Source organism: Jiangella rhizosphaerae, assembly GCF_003579925.1.
GTDB lineage: Bacteria > Actinomycetota > Actinomycetes > Jiangellales > Jiangellaceae > Jiangella > Jiangella rhizosphaerae.
The window spans coordinates 15,277-29,100 of the sequence record NZ_QUAL01000146.1; the positions used below are offsets into that span (position 1 = coordinate 15,277).

At 72.6% G+C, this 13,824-nt stretch carries 16 protein-coding genes; 6 read left to right on the plus strand and 10 right to left on the minus strand.

Features of this window, described 5'->3' with window-relative positions:
- Positions 1 to 172: 172 nt before the first annotated feature.
- Positions 173 to 607 (minus strand): Fur family transcriptional regulator, encoded by a 435-nt coding sequence (locus DY240_RS14830; protein ID WP_325049288.1) that lies wholly within the window; start codon positions 605 to 607, stop codon positions 173 to 175.
- Between the two features lie 112 nt (positions 608 to 719).
- On the opposite strand from DY240_RS14830, the gene DY240_RS14835 reads away from it, so the two are divergent.
- The 5 genes from DY240_RS14835 to DY240_RS14855 all read left to right on the plus strand — a co-directional run bounded on the left by DY240_RS14835 (position 720) and on the right by DY240_RS14855 (position 5,440).
- Positions 720 to 1,730, plus strand: coding sequence for a metal ABC transporter substrate-binding protein (locus DY240_RS14835; RefSeq protein WP_119660629.1), 1,011 nt, complete (start codon positions 720 to 722; stop codon positions 1,728 to 1,730).
- A 13-nt stretch (positions 1,731 to 1,743) separates the two neighbouring features.
- A complete protein-coding gene (locus DY240_RS14840; RefSeq protein ID WP_119660630.1) occupies positions 1,744 to 2,499 on the plus strand; it encodes a metal ABC transporter ATP-binding protein in 756 nt (251 codons plus the stop codon).
- Entirely contained in the window at positions 2,496 to 3,482 is a 987-nt protein-coding gene (locus tag DY240_RS14845; RefSeq protein ID WP_119660631.1) for a metal ABC transporter permease, read from the plus strand. The genes DY240_RS14840 and DY240_RS14845 overlap by 4 nt, the downstream gene beginning before the upstream one ends.
- A 37-nt stretch (positions 3,483 to 3,519) precedes the next feature.
- Positions 3,520 to 4,764, plus strand: a complete 1,245-nt coding sequence (locus tag DY240_RS14850) for an RNA polymerase sigma factor (RefSeq protein WP_119660632.1) — start codon at positions 3,520 to 3,522, stop codon at positions 4,762 to 4,764.
- 217 nt (positions 4,765 to 4,981) lie between these two features.
- Positions 4,982 to 5,440, plus strand: a complete 459-nt coding sequence (locus DY240_RS14855; RefSeq protein ID WP_119660633.1) for a MarR family winged helix-turn-helix transcriptional regulator — start codon at positions 4,982 to 4,984, stop codon at positions 5,438 to 5,440.
- Between the two features lie 20 nt (positions 5,441 to 5,460).
- On the opposite strand, the gene DY240_RS14860 is transcribed toward DY240_RS14855, so the two are convergent.
- The 9 genes from DY240_RS14860 to DY240_RS14900 are packed head-to-tail and all read right to left on the minus strand — an operon-like array spanning position 5,461 to position 12,281.
- Positions 5,461 to 6,249, minus strand: a complete 789-nt coding sequence (locus DY240_RS14860) for an isoprenyl transferase (RefSeq protein ID WP_119660634.1) — start codon at positions 6,247 to 6,249, stop codon at positions 5,461 to 5,463.
- On the minus strand, positions 6,246 to 6,974 hold the full coding sequence (gene recO, locus DY240_RS14865) for a DNA repair protein RecO (RefSeq protein WP_119660635.1): 729 nt from the start codon (positions 6,972 to 6,974) through the stop codon (positions 6,246 to 6,248). The genes DY240_RS14860 and recO overlap by 4 nt, the downstream gene beginning before the upstream one ends.
- Before the next feature lie 52 nt (positions 6,975 to 7,026).
- Positions 7,027 to 7,806 carry a sulfite exporter TauE/SafE family protein gene (locus tag DY240_RS14870; RefSeq protein ID WP_119660636.1) on the minus strand — a complete coding sequence of 260 codons (780 nt, stop codon included), beginning with the start codon at positions 7,804 to 7,806 and terminating at the stop codon, positions 7,027 to 7,029.
- Positions 7,807 to 7,860: 54 nt separating this feature from the next.
- Positions 7,861 to 8,568 (minus strand): GntR family transcriptional regulator, encoded by a 708-nt coding sequence (locus tag DY240_RS14875; RefSeq protein ID WP_119660637.1) that lies wholly within the window; start codon positions 8,566 to 8,568, stop codon positions 7,861 to 7,863.
- A 3-nt stretch (positions 8,569 to 8,571) separates the two neighbouring features.
- Positions 8,572 to 9,051, minus strand: coding sequence for a PTS system mannose/fructose/N-acetylgalactosamine-transporter subunit IIB (locus DY240_RS14880; protein ID WP_158602857.1), 480 nt, complete (start codon positions 9,049 to 9,051; stop codon positions 8,572 to 8,574).
- A gap of 11 nt (positions 9,052 to 9,062) precedes the next feature.
- Positions 9,063 to 10,229: an N-acetylglucosamine-6-phosphate deacetylase gene (nagA, locus tag DY240_RS14885; RefSeq protein ID WP_119660639.1), complete on the minus strand. Its 1,167-nt coding sequence runs from the start codon at positions 10,227 to 10,229 to the stop codon at positions 9,063 to 9,065.
- Positions 10,230 to 10,237: 8 nt separating this feature from the next.
- Positions 10,238 to 11,083 carry a PTS system mannose/fructose/sorbose family transporter subunit IID gene (locus DY240_RS14890; RefSeq protein WP_119660640.1) on the minus strand — a complete coding sequence of 282 codons (846 nt, stop codon included), beginning with the start codon at positions 11,081 to 11,083 and terminating at the stop codon, positions 10,238 to 10,240.
- 14 nt (positions 11,084 to 11,097) lie between these two features.
- Positions 11,098 to 11,862: a PTS mannose/fructose/sorbose/N-acetylgalactosamine transporter subunit IIC gene (locus tag DY240_RS14895; RefSeq protein ID WP_119660641.1), complete on the minus strand. Its 765-nt coding sequence runs from the start codon at positions 11,860 to 11,862 to the stop codon at positions 11,098 to 11,100.
- Positions 11,859 to 12,281, minus strand: a complete 423-nt coding sequence (locus tag DY240_RS14900; RefSeq protein WP_119660642.1) for a PTS sugar transporter subunit IIA — start codon at positions 12,279 to 12,281, stop codon at positions 11,859 to 11,861. The genes DY240_RS14895 and DY240_RS14900 overlap by 4 nt, the downstream gene beginning before the upstream one ends.
- A gap of 106 nt (positions 12,282 to 12,387) precedes the next feature.
- On the opposite strand from DY240_RS14900, the gene DY240_RS14905 reads away from it, so the two are divergent.
- A partial coding sequence (locus tag DY240_RS14905; RefSeq protein ID WP_158602859.1) for a TPM domain-containing protein occupies positions 12,388 to 13,824 on the plus strand: 1,437 nt, incomplete at its 3' end.

Below are 13,824 nucleotides of genomic sequence, written 5' to 3' on the forward strand. Positions count from 1 at the left end.
TATTAAGATCGACGCCGACGACGTTACCGGGACGTTTCGGGCGTGAGCAATGGCTCTCTCGCGCACCGGGATGCGACCGTGGTGAGCAGCGATCACGCCGAGGCGATGACCGGATTCGCCATCCTCAGACGGGCGGGCGGCGTCGTGCGGGCCGGGCGCGTGGACGCGGGCGTCAGGCGGCGGCGCAGCGCGGGCAGGTGCCGAAGATCTCCAGCGTGTGCGAGACGTCGGTGTAGCCGTGCTGGTCGGCGACGGACTTGGCCCACCGCTCGACCGTCGGGCCCGCGATCTCGACCGTGGCGCCACAGGACCGGCAGACCAGGTGGTGGTGGTGCTCCTCGCGGACGCAGCGGCGGTAGACCGCCTCGCCGGCGTCGGAGCGCAGGACGTCGACCCGGCCGTCGTCGGCGAGGGTCTGCAGCGTGCGGTAGACGGTGGCGAGCCCGACCCCGGCGCCGCGGGCGCGCAGCAGGGCGTGCAGCTCCTGCGCGCTGATGAAGTCGTCGGTCTCGTCGAGCACCTCGTCGACCGCGGCGCGCTGCCGCGTCCGGCGGTGTTCCTTGGCCGGCATCGTCACCTGAGTCGCCTGCTCCCTGTCGATTCTCATTACCAACTCAGTCTAGCTCTGGAACCCCGCGGAGACGAGCGGTGACGCGAGCGACGTTCCAGATGCCGTGCCGTTTTGACAATGGTTGTCACTCTTGATGAGAATGTGTCCCATGAAGAACCGTCGTGCGGCCGTGGCCGCGCTGAGCTTCGTCGCCCTCGCCGGACTGACCCTCGCGGGTTGTGGCTCCGAGGACGGCTCCACCGCGAGCGGCGGCGACGGCCTCACCGTCGCCGCGTCGTTCTACCCACTGGCGTTCGTGACCGAACGTGTGGCGGGCGACCACGCCACCGTCGACAACCTGACGCAGGCCGGCGGCGAGCCGCACGACCTCGAGCTGACGGCTCGGCAGGTCGGCGAGATCTCCGACGCCGACCTGGTCGTCTACCTGGCCGGGTTCCAGCCGTCCGTCGACGAGGCGGTCGAGCAGAACGCCGAGGACCGCGCCGTCGACGTCGCGGGTCTGGTCGAGCTGCTCGACGAGCCGGCCGGCGAGCACGGCGACGAGCACGCGGAGGACGAGCACGCCGACGAGGGCGAGGAGCACACCGACGAGCACGCCGAGGAGGAGGGCCACGAGGGCCACGAGCACGGCGACCTCGCCGGCGACCCGCACATCTGGCTCGACCCGACGAACCTCGAGCCGATCGCCGACGCCGTCGCCGACCGGCTGGCCGAGGCCGACCCGGACGACGCCGACGACTACCGCGCCAACGCCGACGCTCTGAAGGCCGACCTCGAGACGCTGGACGGCGAGTTCGAGACCGGTCTGGCGCAGTGCACGCAGCGGGTGTTCGTCGTCGCCCACGAGGCGTTCGGCTACCTCGCGCACCGGTACGACCTCGAGCAGGTCGGCATCTCCGGCATCGACCCGGAGGCCGAGCCGTCGCCGGAGCGTCTGGCCGAGGTGCACGACGTCGTGCAGGCCGAGGGCGTCACGACGATCTTCTACGAGCGCCTCGTCAGCCCGGACGTCGCCGAGACGCTGGCCGCCGACCTCGGCGTCCAGGCCGCGGTCCTCGACCCGATCGAGGGGCTCACCGACGACACCGCCGACCAGGACTACTTCAGCCTGATGCGGGCCAACCTGGAGGCGCTGCGGACGGCCAACGGGTGTTCGTGAGTACGGTGACCTCATGAGAGCAGCCGTCGTCGACGTCCGCGGGCTGCGGGTCGACCTCGACGACCGCCCGGTGCTGCACGGCGTCGACCTCAAGGTCGTCGAGGGCGAAGTCGTCACCCTGCTGGGCGCGAACGGGTCGGGCAAGTCCACCCTGGTCCGGACGACGGTCGGCCTGGTGCCGGCCGCCGCCGGCGAGGTGCGGCTGTTCGGCACGCCGCTGAAGTCCTTCCGCGACTGGTGGCGGATCGGCTACGTGCCGCAGCGCACGACGGCGGCGGCCGGGGTCCCGGCGACGGTGCGCGAGGTCGTCGCCGCAGGACGGCTGGCCCGCCGCAGCCTGTTCCGGCCCGCTCGCAAGGCCGACCGGGAGGCCGTCGACCACGCGATCGAGCTGGTCGGCCTCGCCGACCAGGCCGGGCGCAGCGTCGCCAACCTCTCCGGCGGACAGCAGCAGCGGGTGCTCATCGCCCGCGCCGCCGCCTCGGAGCCGGACCTGCTGGTCCTCGACGAGCCCAACGCCGGGGTCGACCACCGCAGCCAGGAGGCGTTCGCCCGCGCGCTGCGCACGTTCGTCGCGTCGGGGCGGACGGTGCTGCTGGTGCTGCACGACATGGGTCCGCTGGCGCCGCTGGTCGACCGCGGCGTCGTGCTCGACTCCGGCCGGGTGGTCCACGACGGCCCGCTGCCGACGCCGTCGATGACGCTGACCGGCCCGCCCGACCACCACGACGACCATCGCGAGGACTACGGGGCGGGCCTGTTCGGATGAGCTTCCTCGACTACGACTTCATGCAGCGGGCGCTGATCGCGGCCGTGCTCACCGGTCTGGCCGCACCCGCCGTCGGCACCTACCTGGTGCAGCGGCGGCTGGCGCTGATGGGCGACGGCCTGGGCCACGTCGCGCTGACCGGCGTCGCCGTCGGCCTGCTGACCGGCTGGGCGCCGGTGTGGACGTCGGTCGCGGTCGCCGTGCTGGGCGCACTGGCCATCGACGTCGTACGGGCCAAGGGGCGCGCGTCGGCCGACGTCGCGCTGGCGATGCTGTTCTACGGCGGCATCGCCGGCGGCGTGCTCATCACCGGGCTGGCCGGCAGCACCGCGGCCACGCTCAACACGTACCTGTTCGGCTCGATCACGACGGTGTCGGCTGACGACCTGTGGGTGGTCGCCGTCCTGGCGGTCGTGGTCATCGCGCTGGCCGTGGGGCTGGCCCCGCAGCTGTTCGCCGTCTGCCAGGACGAGGAGTTCGCCCGGGTCAGCGGCCTGCCCGTGCGGCTGTACAGCATGCTGATCGCCGTCATGGCCGCGGTCACCGTCACCGTCGCCATGCGGACGGTGGGGCTGCTGCTGGTCAGCGCGCTCATGGTGGTACCGGTGGCGACTTCGCAGCAGCTCACCCGCAGCTTCCGCACGACGTTCGGTCTGGCGCTGGCGCTCGGCGTGGTGCCGTCGGTGGCCGGCGTGGTGTTCTCGTACTACGTCGACGTCGCACCGGGCGCCAGCATCGTCGTCGCGTCACTGGTCGGATTCGTCCTGGCCTGGCCGGTCGGCTCGCTGCTGCGCCGCCGGCGCGCCGCCGCCGTCAACGGCGAGGACCCGCGCGTCACCGGGGCGCACGTCCCCGCCGAGCAGCACCCGCACCAGCACGACCCCGCGTGCGGCCATCCCGCCGTCGAGCACGGCGACCACACCGACTACCTGCACGACGGCCATCTGCACGCCGCACACGGGCGCCATTACGACGAGCATTGACCGGACGCTGTCGGAGGCATGCCCCACAATGGGGCGAATGGACGGGGGAATCGAGGACCTGCTGCGCGAGCAGGCGCCGCAGGTGCTGGGTGCGCTGGTGCGCCGCTACGGGCACTTCGACGCCGCCGAGGACGCCGTCCAGGACGCGCTGCTGGCGGCCGCGGTCCAGTGGCCCGACGACGGCGTGCCCGACAACCCACGCGCCTGGCTCATCACCGTCGCCTCGCGGCGGCTCACCGACCAGCTGCGCAGCGAGTCCGCCCGCCGCCGGCGCGAGGAGACGGCGGCCGCGCTCACGCCGTCCGACGGCCAGTTTGCCGCACCGCCGGCCGACGAGCAGCCGCCCGACACCGACGACACGCTGACGCTGCTGTTCATGTGCTGCCACCCGGCGCTGTCGGCGTCGTCGCAGGTGGCGCTGACGCTGCGCGCCGTCGGCGGCCTCACCACCACGCAGATCGCGCGGGCGTTCATGGTGCCCGAGACGACCATGGGGCAGCGCATCAGCCGGGCGAAGCAGAGCATCAAGACCGCCGGCGCCCGGTTCGACCTCCCTCCCGAAGAGGACCGCGCCGAGCGGCTGCGCGCCGTCCTGCACGTGCTCTACCTGATCTTCAACGAGGGCTACACGGCCACGTCCGGCGCCGACCTCCAGCGGGTGGAGCTGACCGCCGAGGCGATCCGGCTGACGCGCCAGGTCCACCGGCTGCTGCCCGACGACGGCGAGGTCACCGGGCTGCTCGCGCTGATGCTGCTCACCGACGCGCGGCGCGCGGCGCGGACCCGTCCCGACGGCAGCCTGGTCCCCCTCGCCGAGCAGGACCGCGCCCTGTGGGACAAGACGGCCATCGACGAGGGCGTCGCGCTGGTCACCGGTGCGCTGAAGCACGGCGAGCTGGGGCCGTACCAGGTGCAGGCGGCCATCGCGGCGGTGCACGACGAGGCGCCGGCCGCCGACGACACCGACTGGCCGCAGATCGTGGCGCTCTACGAGGTGCTCGAGCGGCTCTCCCCCAACCCGATGGTGACGCTCAACCACGCCGTCGCCGTCGCCATGGCCGACGGGCCGCGGGCCGGGCTGGCGCTGCTCGAGACGCTGGCCGGCGACAGCCGGCTGGCCGAGCACCACCGGCTCGAAGCGGTCCGCGGGCACCTGCTCGAGATGGCCGGCGACGCCGCCGCCGCGCGGGCCGCGTACCGGCTGGCCGCACAGCGCACCACCAGTCTGCCCGAACAGCGCTATCTGGAAGACAGGGCCGCCCGGCTGGCCACTCAGGAATGATCAGTGCTTTTTCACCAGAAATGAGGTCGCCCGATTTCCGTCCGTCGTTTCCCACCCTCCGAATGCCGTGGCTGCCGGGGAGAATGTGCCGCTGAAGCGCTATGATGACGCGTTCGACCGTGGCGAGGGAATCATTCTCCGGTGTACTGGCGGACATGCCTGTTAATTTGCATGTGGTTCGAGTACAGGTGAGTTGTCGGTGCTCAGAGGAGCTGTCATGAACGCGTCGGAGGGGCCCGCGGAGCGGCACCCGATCGGGTACTGGCTCAAGCTGGTCGATCGGCTGATCGACCAGGGGTTCGACGCCGTCCTCGGCAGCGCCGCCGTCACGCCGCGGCACTGGCAGATCCTCAACCTGCTCGAGGCCGGCCCGGCCACCTACGCCCAGATCGACGACGAGGCGGCGCCGTACCTCGCACCGCACATGCCCACCGTCCGCCCCGTGGTCGACGACCTCTGCAACCGCGGCTGGGCCACCCCGGTCGGCCCCGACCGCGTCATGCTGACCGAGACCGGCGTCAAGGCGCTCAACGACATCCAGGCCCGCGTGGCCGCCGACCGGCAGCGCATCACCGAGGGCATCACCGACGACGAGTACCGCGCCGCCGTCGAGGTCCTGGCGCGCATGGCCACCAACCTCGGCTGGCGCGAAGAGCGCGACATGGGGCCGATCTGAGCGTCGGCCGAGCACCCGGCTCAGACAGCGGGGGCGGCGGGGTCCGCGCCGCCGTAGCGGCGGTCGCGCTTGGCGTAGATCTCGATCGCCTCCCACAGCCGGCGACGGTCGAAGTCGGGCCACAGGGTGTCGAGGAACACCATCTCGGCGTACGCCGACTGCCAGAGCATGAAGTTCGACGTGCGCTGCTCCCCCGACGGGCGGACGAACAGGTCGACGTCGGGGAGGTCGGGGTTGTAGAGGTAGCGCCCGAGGGTCCGCTCGTTGACCTTGTCGGGCTTGATCCGGCCCGCGGCGACGTCGGCGGCCAGCGCCGCGGCCGCGTCGCCGAGCTCGGCCCGTCCGCCGTAGTTGACACAGAACTGCAGCGTGATGACGTCGTTGTCGCGAGTGCGCCGCTCGGCGTCCCGCAACTCGCTGATGACGCTCTTCCACAGCCGGGGACGGCGGCCGGCCCAGCGGATGCGCACGCCGAGCGCGTCGAGCTCGTCGCGCCGGCGGTGGATGACCGTGCGGTTGAAGCCCATGAGGAAGCGCACCTCCTCGGGCGAGCGGCGCCAGTTCTCCGTCGAGAACGCGTACACGGACAGGCAGCGCACGCCGATCTCGATGGCGCCGTGGATGACGTCGAGCAGCACGGCCTCGCCGGCCTCGTGGCCCTTGGTGCGCGGCAGCCCGCGGGCGTTGGCCCAGCGGCCGTTGCCGTCCATGACCAGGGCGACGTGCGCCGGCACCAGGTCCGGCCGGACGGGCGGCGGGACGGCTCCGGACGGGTGCGGGGTGGGCGGGGTGTAGGTGCGCTTCTTCACCGCTCCACCAGGCCGATCGAGCGCAGCCCGCGCTCGAGGTGCCACTGCAGGAACGCCGCGGTGATGCCGCTGGCCTCGCGCCGGGCCCGCGGCGCGCTGGCGTCGGCGACCGGCCAGTCGCCGCTGAGCAGCGCCGCCAGCAGCGCGACGGTGTCGCCGGACGGCGCGACGGTGCCGGCCGGGCGGCACGACCCGCACACCATGCCACCGGCCTGGACGGAGAACAGCCGGTGCGGCCCCTGGGCGTCGCAGCGGGCGCAGTCGGCGAAGCTGGGCGCGAACCCGGCGACGGACAGCCCGCGCAGCAGGTAGGCGTCGAGCACCAGCCCGGGGTCGTGCGCGGCGCCGGCCAGCGTCCGCAGCGCACCCACCAGCAGCAGGTACTGCTGGACGGCCGGCTCGCGTTCCTCGGCGGTGAGCCGCTCGGCGGTCTCGAGCATGGCGGTGCCGGCGGTGTAGCGGCCGTAGTCGTCGGTGATGCTCATGCCGTACGGCGCGATGGTCTCGGCCTGCGTCACGATGTCGAGCGTGCGCCCGGTGGCGAACTGGCAGTCGACGTGCATGAACGGTTCGAGCCGAGCGCCGAACCGGCTGGTGGTGCGCCGTACTCCCTTGGCGACCGTGCGGATGCGGCCGTTGTTCCTGGTGAGCAGCGTGACGATGCGGTCGGCCTCGCCCAGCTTCTGGGTGCGCAGCACGACCCCCTCGTCACGATAGAGCGCCACGCGACCTCCTGACCTGCACTCACGTCGGCCTCTACCTTAGTGCGTGCCACCGTCAGCCCAGCAGCTCGTGCCCCAGCGACACGACGGCGACCACGATGATGAGGCCGCGCAGCACCCAGTCGGGCAGCGCCTTGGCCAGCCGGCCGCCGCTGTAGCCGCCGATGGTGGCGCCGACGGCCATGACGGCGACGGCGAGCCACTCGACGTCGGCGTGGCCGAGGAAGTGGGCGATGGTGAAGCCGGCGGCGGCGGTGACGTTCACGGTGAGCGTCAGCAGGTTCTTGATGCCGTTGGTCGTGCTCAGCGGCCGCCCGCTGAACGCGCTCAGCGCGCCGAGCAGCAGGATGCCCTGCGCGGCGGCGAAGTAGCCGCCGTAGATCGAGCAGCCGAGGATCGAGACGCGCAGGCCCGTGCTGCCGAACGGGTTGTCGCCGGCCCGCGACGCCGCCCGGGCCCGCATCATGGCCGCGAGCCGCGGCTGGACGATCACCAGCACGAGCGCGAACCCGATGAGGATCGGCACGATGATGTCGAGGGCGTCGGAGCTGGTGGTGAGCAGGAGCACCGAGCCGATGACGCCGCCGACGACGGAGATGTAGCGCAGGCTCCGGATGTGCCGCCGGTCCTCGCGCAGTTCCTTGCGGTAGGCCAGCGTGCCGCCCAGGGCCGAGGTCACCATGGCGATGGTGTTGGTGGTGACGGCCGCGGCGGGGTCCAGGCCGAGGGCCAGCAGGACCGGCAGCGTGACGAGGGAACCGGAGCCGACGGCCCCGTTGATCGATCCGGCCGCCAGGGCGGCGAGCAGCAGCAGGCAGAGCTCGATTGCGGACATGACACTCTTTCTCAGCCGGCGGTCGCCCGGCTGTGCGGCTCCTGCAGAGGAGCGCTACTGACCGGTGAACTCCAGCAGGTCCCTGGAGTGGTCGATGTGGTTCAGCATGAGCTCGCCGGCGAGGTCGGCGTCGTGGGCGGCGACGGCGTCGAGGATGGCCCGGTGCTCCGCCCACGACGACGGCGCCCGGTTGGTGATGATGGTCGCGAGGTACCAGCCCGCCCGGCGTTCGAGGTCGGCCAGCAGCGCCAGCGAGACGCGGTTGCCGCCGATCTCGGTGATGGCGCGGTGGAACGTGCGGTTGAGCTCGATCAGCCGGCGCGGGTCGTCGTGGTTCTGGGAGGCCTCGTGACCCTCGGCGTAGATCGCCTCCAGCCGCCGGACACCGTCGTCGTCGACGTTCTGGGCGGCCAGCCGGCAGCTGTCGGACTCGAGCAGCGCCCGGACGTGGAAGACCTCGCGCGCCTCGCGGGCGGTCGGCTCGTGGACGAACGCCCCGCGCCCGGCGCGCAGGTCGACGAAGCCGGCGACGGACAGCGACTGGAGCGCCTCGCGGACCGGTTGCCGGCTCACGCCCAGTAGCTCGGCCAGGGACTCCTCGGCCAGGTGCTCGCCGGGCGCCAGCTTGCCGAAGACGATGAGCTCTTCGACGGCCGCCCTGACCTGCTCGCGCAGGCTGGCCCGGCGCATGACCGGGACGTCACCACGGGACAGCTGCCCGGCCGTGCCGGCCCGGGAGGCGAGGGAGTCGGAGGCGGCCACGGCTCAGAGCTCGGCGACGAGCTTGCCGAGGTCGGTGCGGGCGGTGCCGGGCAGCCACTGGGCCTCGAGGTGGACGCCATTCGCCGACAGCTCCCGCCAGATGGCGATCTCGTCGTCGGTGGCGTGCACCTCCTTGGTCAGCCGCTTGCGGCCCGGCCCGGTGTGCACGTTGCCGACGTTGACCTCGGTCATCTTCAGGCCGGCGTCGTAGAGCGCCTTCAGCTCCGCCGGGCCCTTGACCACGACGATCGTCTTGACGTCGGAGGTGGACTGCTCGACGATCCGCGCGGAGTCGGCGATCGTCAGGATGTCGGCCCGCACGCCGGCCGGCACCGCGAGGAGCATCAGGTTCTTCTGCGTCGGGTTCGCCGCCGTGGCGTCGTCGGCCACCAGGATCTGCTGGATCCCCAGCGCCTGGGTCCAGCCCATGACCACCTGGCCGTGGATCAGCCGGTCGTCGACGCGGATCAGAGCGATGTCCATCTCGTTCCTCTCTAGGGCAGTTCCCATTGTCCATGCATGATCGTGAGGCTGATCGCCGCCTCGTCGTCGAGGACGACCAGATCGGCCCGCCGCCCGATCACGACGGCGCCGCGGTCGGTGAGGCCGAGCGAGCGGGCCGGGTTGCGCGCCGCCGCGTTGAGCGCCACCGGCAGCGGCACGCCGGCCGCGAGCAGCACGCGGACGCCGTCGGCGAGCGTCGACGTGCTGCCGGCGATGCCGCCGGAGGAGGTGAAGGCGCGGCCGCCGGTGAGCCGGACCGGCGTGCCCTCCCAGCGGTGGTGGTCGCCGTCGGGCAGGCCGGAGACGTCGGTGCCGTCGCTGACGAGCATCAGGCGGTCGCGCACGCCCGGCAGCGCGGCCAGCGCGGCGATCAGCTCGGGCGCGACGTGCAGGCCGTCGGCGACGATCTCCAGGTACACCGACGCGTCGGCGAGCAGCGCCGGGACCGGACCCGGGCTGCGGTGGTGGATGGGCGGCATCGCGTTGAACAGGTGCGTCGCTCGCCGGGCGCCCCAGCCGATGGCCGCTCTGGCCTGTTCGAACGTCGCTGCCGTGTGGCCGACGGAGACCCGCACGCCGGCCTGCGCGAGACGGCGGACGGCGGACTCGGCGTGCGGGAGCTCCGGTGCGATCGTGCAGACGCGCAGCGCCCCGCCGGCGGCGTCCAGCAGCGCGCCGATCCGCTCCGGCTCGGGCTCGACGAGCTGCTCGCGCTGGTGGACGCCGCGGAAGTCCGGGCTCAGGAACGGACCTTCGAGGTGGATGCCCACGAGGTCGGCGCCGCCCGCGCCGGTCGGCCCGAGGAGGCCGGCCAGGCCCCGCACCGAGTGCAGGATCCGGTCGAACGGGACGGACGCGGTGGTGGCGACGAACGACGTCACCCCGGCCACGCGCAGCCGGCGCCCGATCGCCCGCAACGCCGGCTCGTCCGCGCTCATCACGTTGTGCCCGAGGCCGCCGTGCACGTGCGTGTCGACGAAGCCGGGCGCGACGATGCGCCCGTCGAGGTCGATCCGCTCGACGCCGGGCCCGGCGCCGTCCACCGGGCCGACACCGGCGATCAGGCCGGCGCGGACGTGGACGGTGCCCGGCTCCAGCCGGCCGTCGGGCAGCAGCACCCGGCCGCCGGTGAGCACGTACTCGTCGGTCTGCGGCATCGCGCGGCTCAGCCCAGGATGCCGAAGTAGCCGAGCACCAGGCCGACGACCAGGGTGCCGAGCAGCACCCAGACCGGCGACACGCGGCGGCGGATCAGCGCGTAGACGATCATCGTCGCGATCAGCGGCAGCAGCGCGGGCAGCACGAGGTCGAGCTGGTCCTGCAGCGCGATGGTCTGCTCGCCGCTGGTGTACGACCACGGCGTGGTCACGTTGAGCAGCGTCGCCACCAGCGCGCCCGTGACCGCGAGCCCCACGATGGTCGCGCCCCGCTTGATCTGGTCGATCTGCGCCGGCGAGAGCTTCTCGAAGAACTGCATGCCGGTGCGGTAGCCGGTCGCCGTCCCGCCGACCCGCATGAGCACCTGGATGGCCAGCAGCGCCAGGAAGAAGATGATCGGCCCGGCGATGTTGCCGTCGATGGCCAGCCCGGCGCAGACCGCCGCCAGGATCGGCCGGATCGTGCCGAAGATCAGCGAGTCGCCGATGCCGGCCAGCGGCGCCATGAGCCCGACCTTGACGGAGTTGATCGCCTCGTCGTTCAGGTCGGTCGCGCCCTTGGCCCGCTGCTCCTCCATCGACGCGGTGACGCCGGCGATGGGGCCGACCACCCAGGGGTTGGTGTTGAAGTACACCATGTGCCGCTGGTAGGCGGCGGCCCGCTCGACGGGGTCGGGGTAGAGCCGGTCGAGCGTCGGGCGCATCATCCACCAGAACCCGAGGTTCTGGAACCGCTCGTAGTTGAAGCCGCCCTGCAGCAGCAGGCCGCGCACCGTCAGGCGGCGGATCTCGTGGCGCTGCTGCTGCTCGTCCGGCCGCTCCAGCACGTCGGTGGCCGTGGTGTTCTCGGTCATGGTCTCTTCTCCGCTCAGATCAGCGCCGACGACTGCGGGCTGGACGGCGCCTGCGGCGTGCGGTTGCGCAGGATGACGACCACCAGCGCGGTGGCGAGGATGGCGACGCCGATCACCGTGAAGTCGGTGAAGGCCGCGAGGGCGAACCCGGCGAAGAAGACCGGGAACAGCGCCTTGTTGTAGAGCACCGACAGCAGGATCCCGAAGCCCACCGCGGGCAGCAGCGCCGCCGACGTGTTCAGCGCGTTCTGGACGTCGTCGCTGAGCGCGTTCAGCACGCCCTCCAACGCGTTGGCGCCGAACTGCAGGACCAGGAAGGTCGGCACGAAGTAGGCGAGGAAGTGGATCGCGTTGCCGATCCAGATGATGCCCAGGATGGTCCGTCCTCGTGCTTGTGCCGCGGCCGCGTCGGCGCGGTGCACCAGGAAGGAGCAGACCGTCTTCGCGAACAGCTCGCAGAACGTGCCGAGCACCGCCGCGGGAACCGCCGCCACCAGCGCCGCCTCGGCACCCTGACCGGCGGAGATGGACAGCGCCGTTCCGACGGCCGCGCCGATGGCGACGTTCGGCGGAGCGGTGCCGCCGAACGTCGCGGCGCCGATGAAGATCAGCTCCAGGGTGCCGCCGACGATCAGTCCGGTCTCCAGGTCGCCGGCGATCAGCCCGACGACGGGACCGAGGATGATCGGCCGTTCCAGCTGCGGGTCGCCGAGAATGCGGCGCGCGAGGTAGGCCAGGGCGACCACCAGCGCGATGAGGAACGCCTGCCACAGCGTCATCTGACGCCTCCTTCCGGCCGGACGAGGGCGCCGGCGTCGCGGATACCGTCCTGTCCCGCGGTGACGGCCCGGGCGGCGAGCTCCGGCGCGGACGACGTGCCCGCGCCGAGCGCCAGGTCGACGACCATGGGCAGGTTGACGCCGGTGACGACGTCCGCCCGGCCCGCGGCCGCCTGGGCCAGCGCCACCCGGGCGGGCGAGCCGCCGAGGACGTCGGCCAGGATCAGCACCCGTCCCGGCTCACCCGCGGGGTTCACCCGGTCGATCAACGACTCCACCCGTTCGGTCAGCTCGTCGACCCCCGAACCCACCGGGAAGTCGACGGCGTGCACGTGCTCCGTCGAGCCGACGATCATCTCCGCCGTCTCGACCAACGACGTAGCGAACGAACCGTGGCCCGTCACGACGATACTTGTCATCCATACTGCATACAGTATGGAGCTGCCGCCTCGCAACCCGAGCGATGCAGGGCGACTACGCGAGAACTGATTGTGCGACCCCCACTCACCAGGCAAGATGTCGTTCGTGAATGCCACGCGCTGGCGGGGTGGGGGCGTCGCGTTCGTCGTGGTCGCGTGCACCTCACTCCTGGCCGCCGGTCCGGCGTCGGCCGAACCGCCGTTCAACGTCCCGGGAATGATCACCGACCGCGCCGGCGCCCTGTCCGGCGACGACGAGCAGCGCGTCCAGGCGGCGCTCGACCGGCTGACCGACGAGTCCGGGCTGCAGCTGTTCGTCGTCTACGTCGACAGCTTCGACGGGATGGACGGCCAGACCTGGGCCAATGAGACCGCCACCGTGTCCGGGCTGGGCACCGACGACATCCTGCTCGCCGTCGCGCTGCAGGACCGCTCGTTCGGGATCTCGGTCACCGACGAGCTCGAGCTGACCGACGACCAGCTGGACGACGTCCGGCAGAACGACATCCGGCCGCGGCTCAGCGACGAGGACTGGGCCGGTGCGGCCATCGCCGGGGCCGACGGATATCGCGAGGCCGCCACCGGCTCCGGCGGCTCGGCCGCGCCCTGGGTGGTCGGCGGGGTCGCCGTGGTGGGCGCGGGGGCCGCGGGATGGTGGTTGCTGCGCCGCCGCCGGCGCGGTCGGGCAGGTGGCGCGGCGGGCCCGGAGGGCCGGCCCGTCGACGAGTTCGCCGGGTTGTCGCTGGACGAGCTCGACAAGCGCGCGAGCGCGGCGCTGGTCGACATCGACGACGCCCTGAAGACCTCCGAGCAGGAGCTCGGGTTCGCGCAGGCCCAGTTCGGCACCGAGGCGACCAGTGAGTTCAGCCGGTTGCTGACGACGTCGAAGGAACGGGTCGCGGGCGCCTTCGCGGTGCGCCGGCAGCTCGACGACGCCGAGCCCGAGACCGACCAGCAGGCCCGGACGTTGACCATCCAGATCATCATGACCTGCCGCGCCGTCAGCGATGCCCTCGACGCCCAGGCCGCGGCGTTCGACGAGCTGCGCGACCTGCACGCCCGTGTCCCCGAGGTGCTGGACGAGACCGGGCAGCGTGCCACGGAGGTCGAGCAGCGGCTGCCGGCGGCCCGTGCCCAGCTCGAGCTGCTCGCGCTGAGCTATCCCCCGGCCGCGCTGGCGTCCGTGAGCGGCAACCCTGACCAGGCCGGCCGGCTGCTCGCCGCGGCGCGGGAGTCCGTCGCGGACGGGCAGCGGTCGCTGCAGTCCGACGACCGGGCGGCCGCCGTCGCCCACGCGCGCGCCGCCGAGGACGCCGTCGCGCAGGCGGGCAAGCTGCTCGACGCCGTCGCCGGCGCCAAGGACGAGCTGGAGACCGCCGGCCAGCGGATCGGGAAGGCCATCGAGTCGGTGACGCAGGACATCGCCGACGCCGCACGGCTGGCCCCGTCCGACCCCGCCATCACCGCGGCCAGCGCCGAGGCCCAGCAGGCCGTGGCCGCCGGCCAGGCCGCCGCCCAGGCCGCCGGCCAGGGCGACCCGCTG

Coding starts and splice junctions, on each gene's coding strand:
- DY240_RS14830 (WP_325049288.1), bottom strand. CDS start 607: ATGAGAATCGACAGGGAGCAGGCGACTCAGGTGACGATGCCGGCCAAG.
- DY240_RS14835 (WP_119660629.1), top strand. CDS start 720: ATGAAGAACCGTCGTGCGGCCGTGGCCGCGCTGAGCTTCGTCGCCCTC.
- DY240_RS14840 (WP_119660630.1), top strand. CDS start 1,744: ATGAGAGCAGCCGTCGTCGACGTCCGCGGGCTGCGGGTCGACCTCGAC.
- DY240_RS14845 (WP_119660631.1), top strand. CDS start 2,496: ATGAGCTTCCTCGACTACGACTTCATGCAGCGGGCGCTGATCGCGGCC.
- DY240_RS14850 (WP_119660632.1), top strand. CDS start 3,520: ATGGACGGGGGAATCGAGGACCTGCTGCGCGAGCAGGCGCCGCAGGTG.
- DY240_RS14855 (WP_119660633.1), top strand. CDS start 4,982: ATGAACGCGTCGGAGGGGCCCGCGGAGCGGCACCCGATCGGGTACTGG.
- DY240_RS14870 (WP_119660636.1), bottom strand. CDS start 7,806: ATGTCCGCAATCGAGCTCTGCCTGCTGCTGCTCGCCGCCCTGGCGGCC.
- DY240_RS14880 (WP_158602857.1), bottom strand. CDS start 9,051: ATGGACATCGCTCTGATCCGCGTCGACGACCGGCTGATCCACGGCCAG.
- nagA (WP_119660639.1), bottom strand. CDS start 10,229: ATGCCGCAGACCGACGAGTACGTGCTCACCGGCGGCCGGGTGCTGCTG.
- DY240_RS14890 (WP_119660640.1), bottom strand. CDS start 11,083: ATGACCGAGAACACCACGGCCACCGACGTGCTGGAGCGGCCGGACGAG.
- DY240_RS14895 (WP_119660641.1), bottom strand. CDS start 11,862: ATGACGCTGTGGCAGGCGTTCCTCATCGCGCTGGTGGTCGCCCTGGCC.
- DY240_RS14900 (WP_119660642.1), bottom strand. CDS start 12,281: ATGACAAGTATCGTCGTGACGGGCCACGGTTCGTTCGCTACGTCGTTG.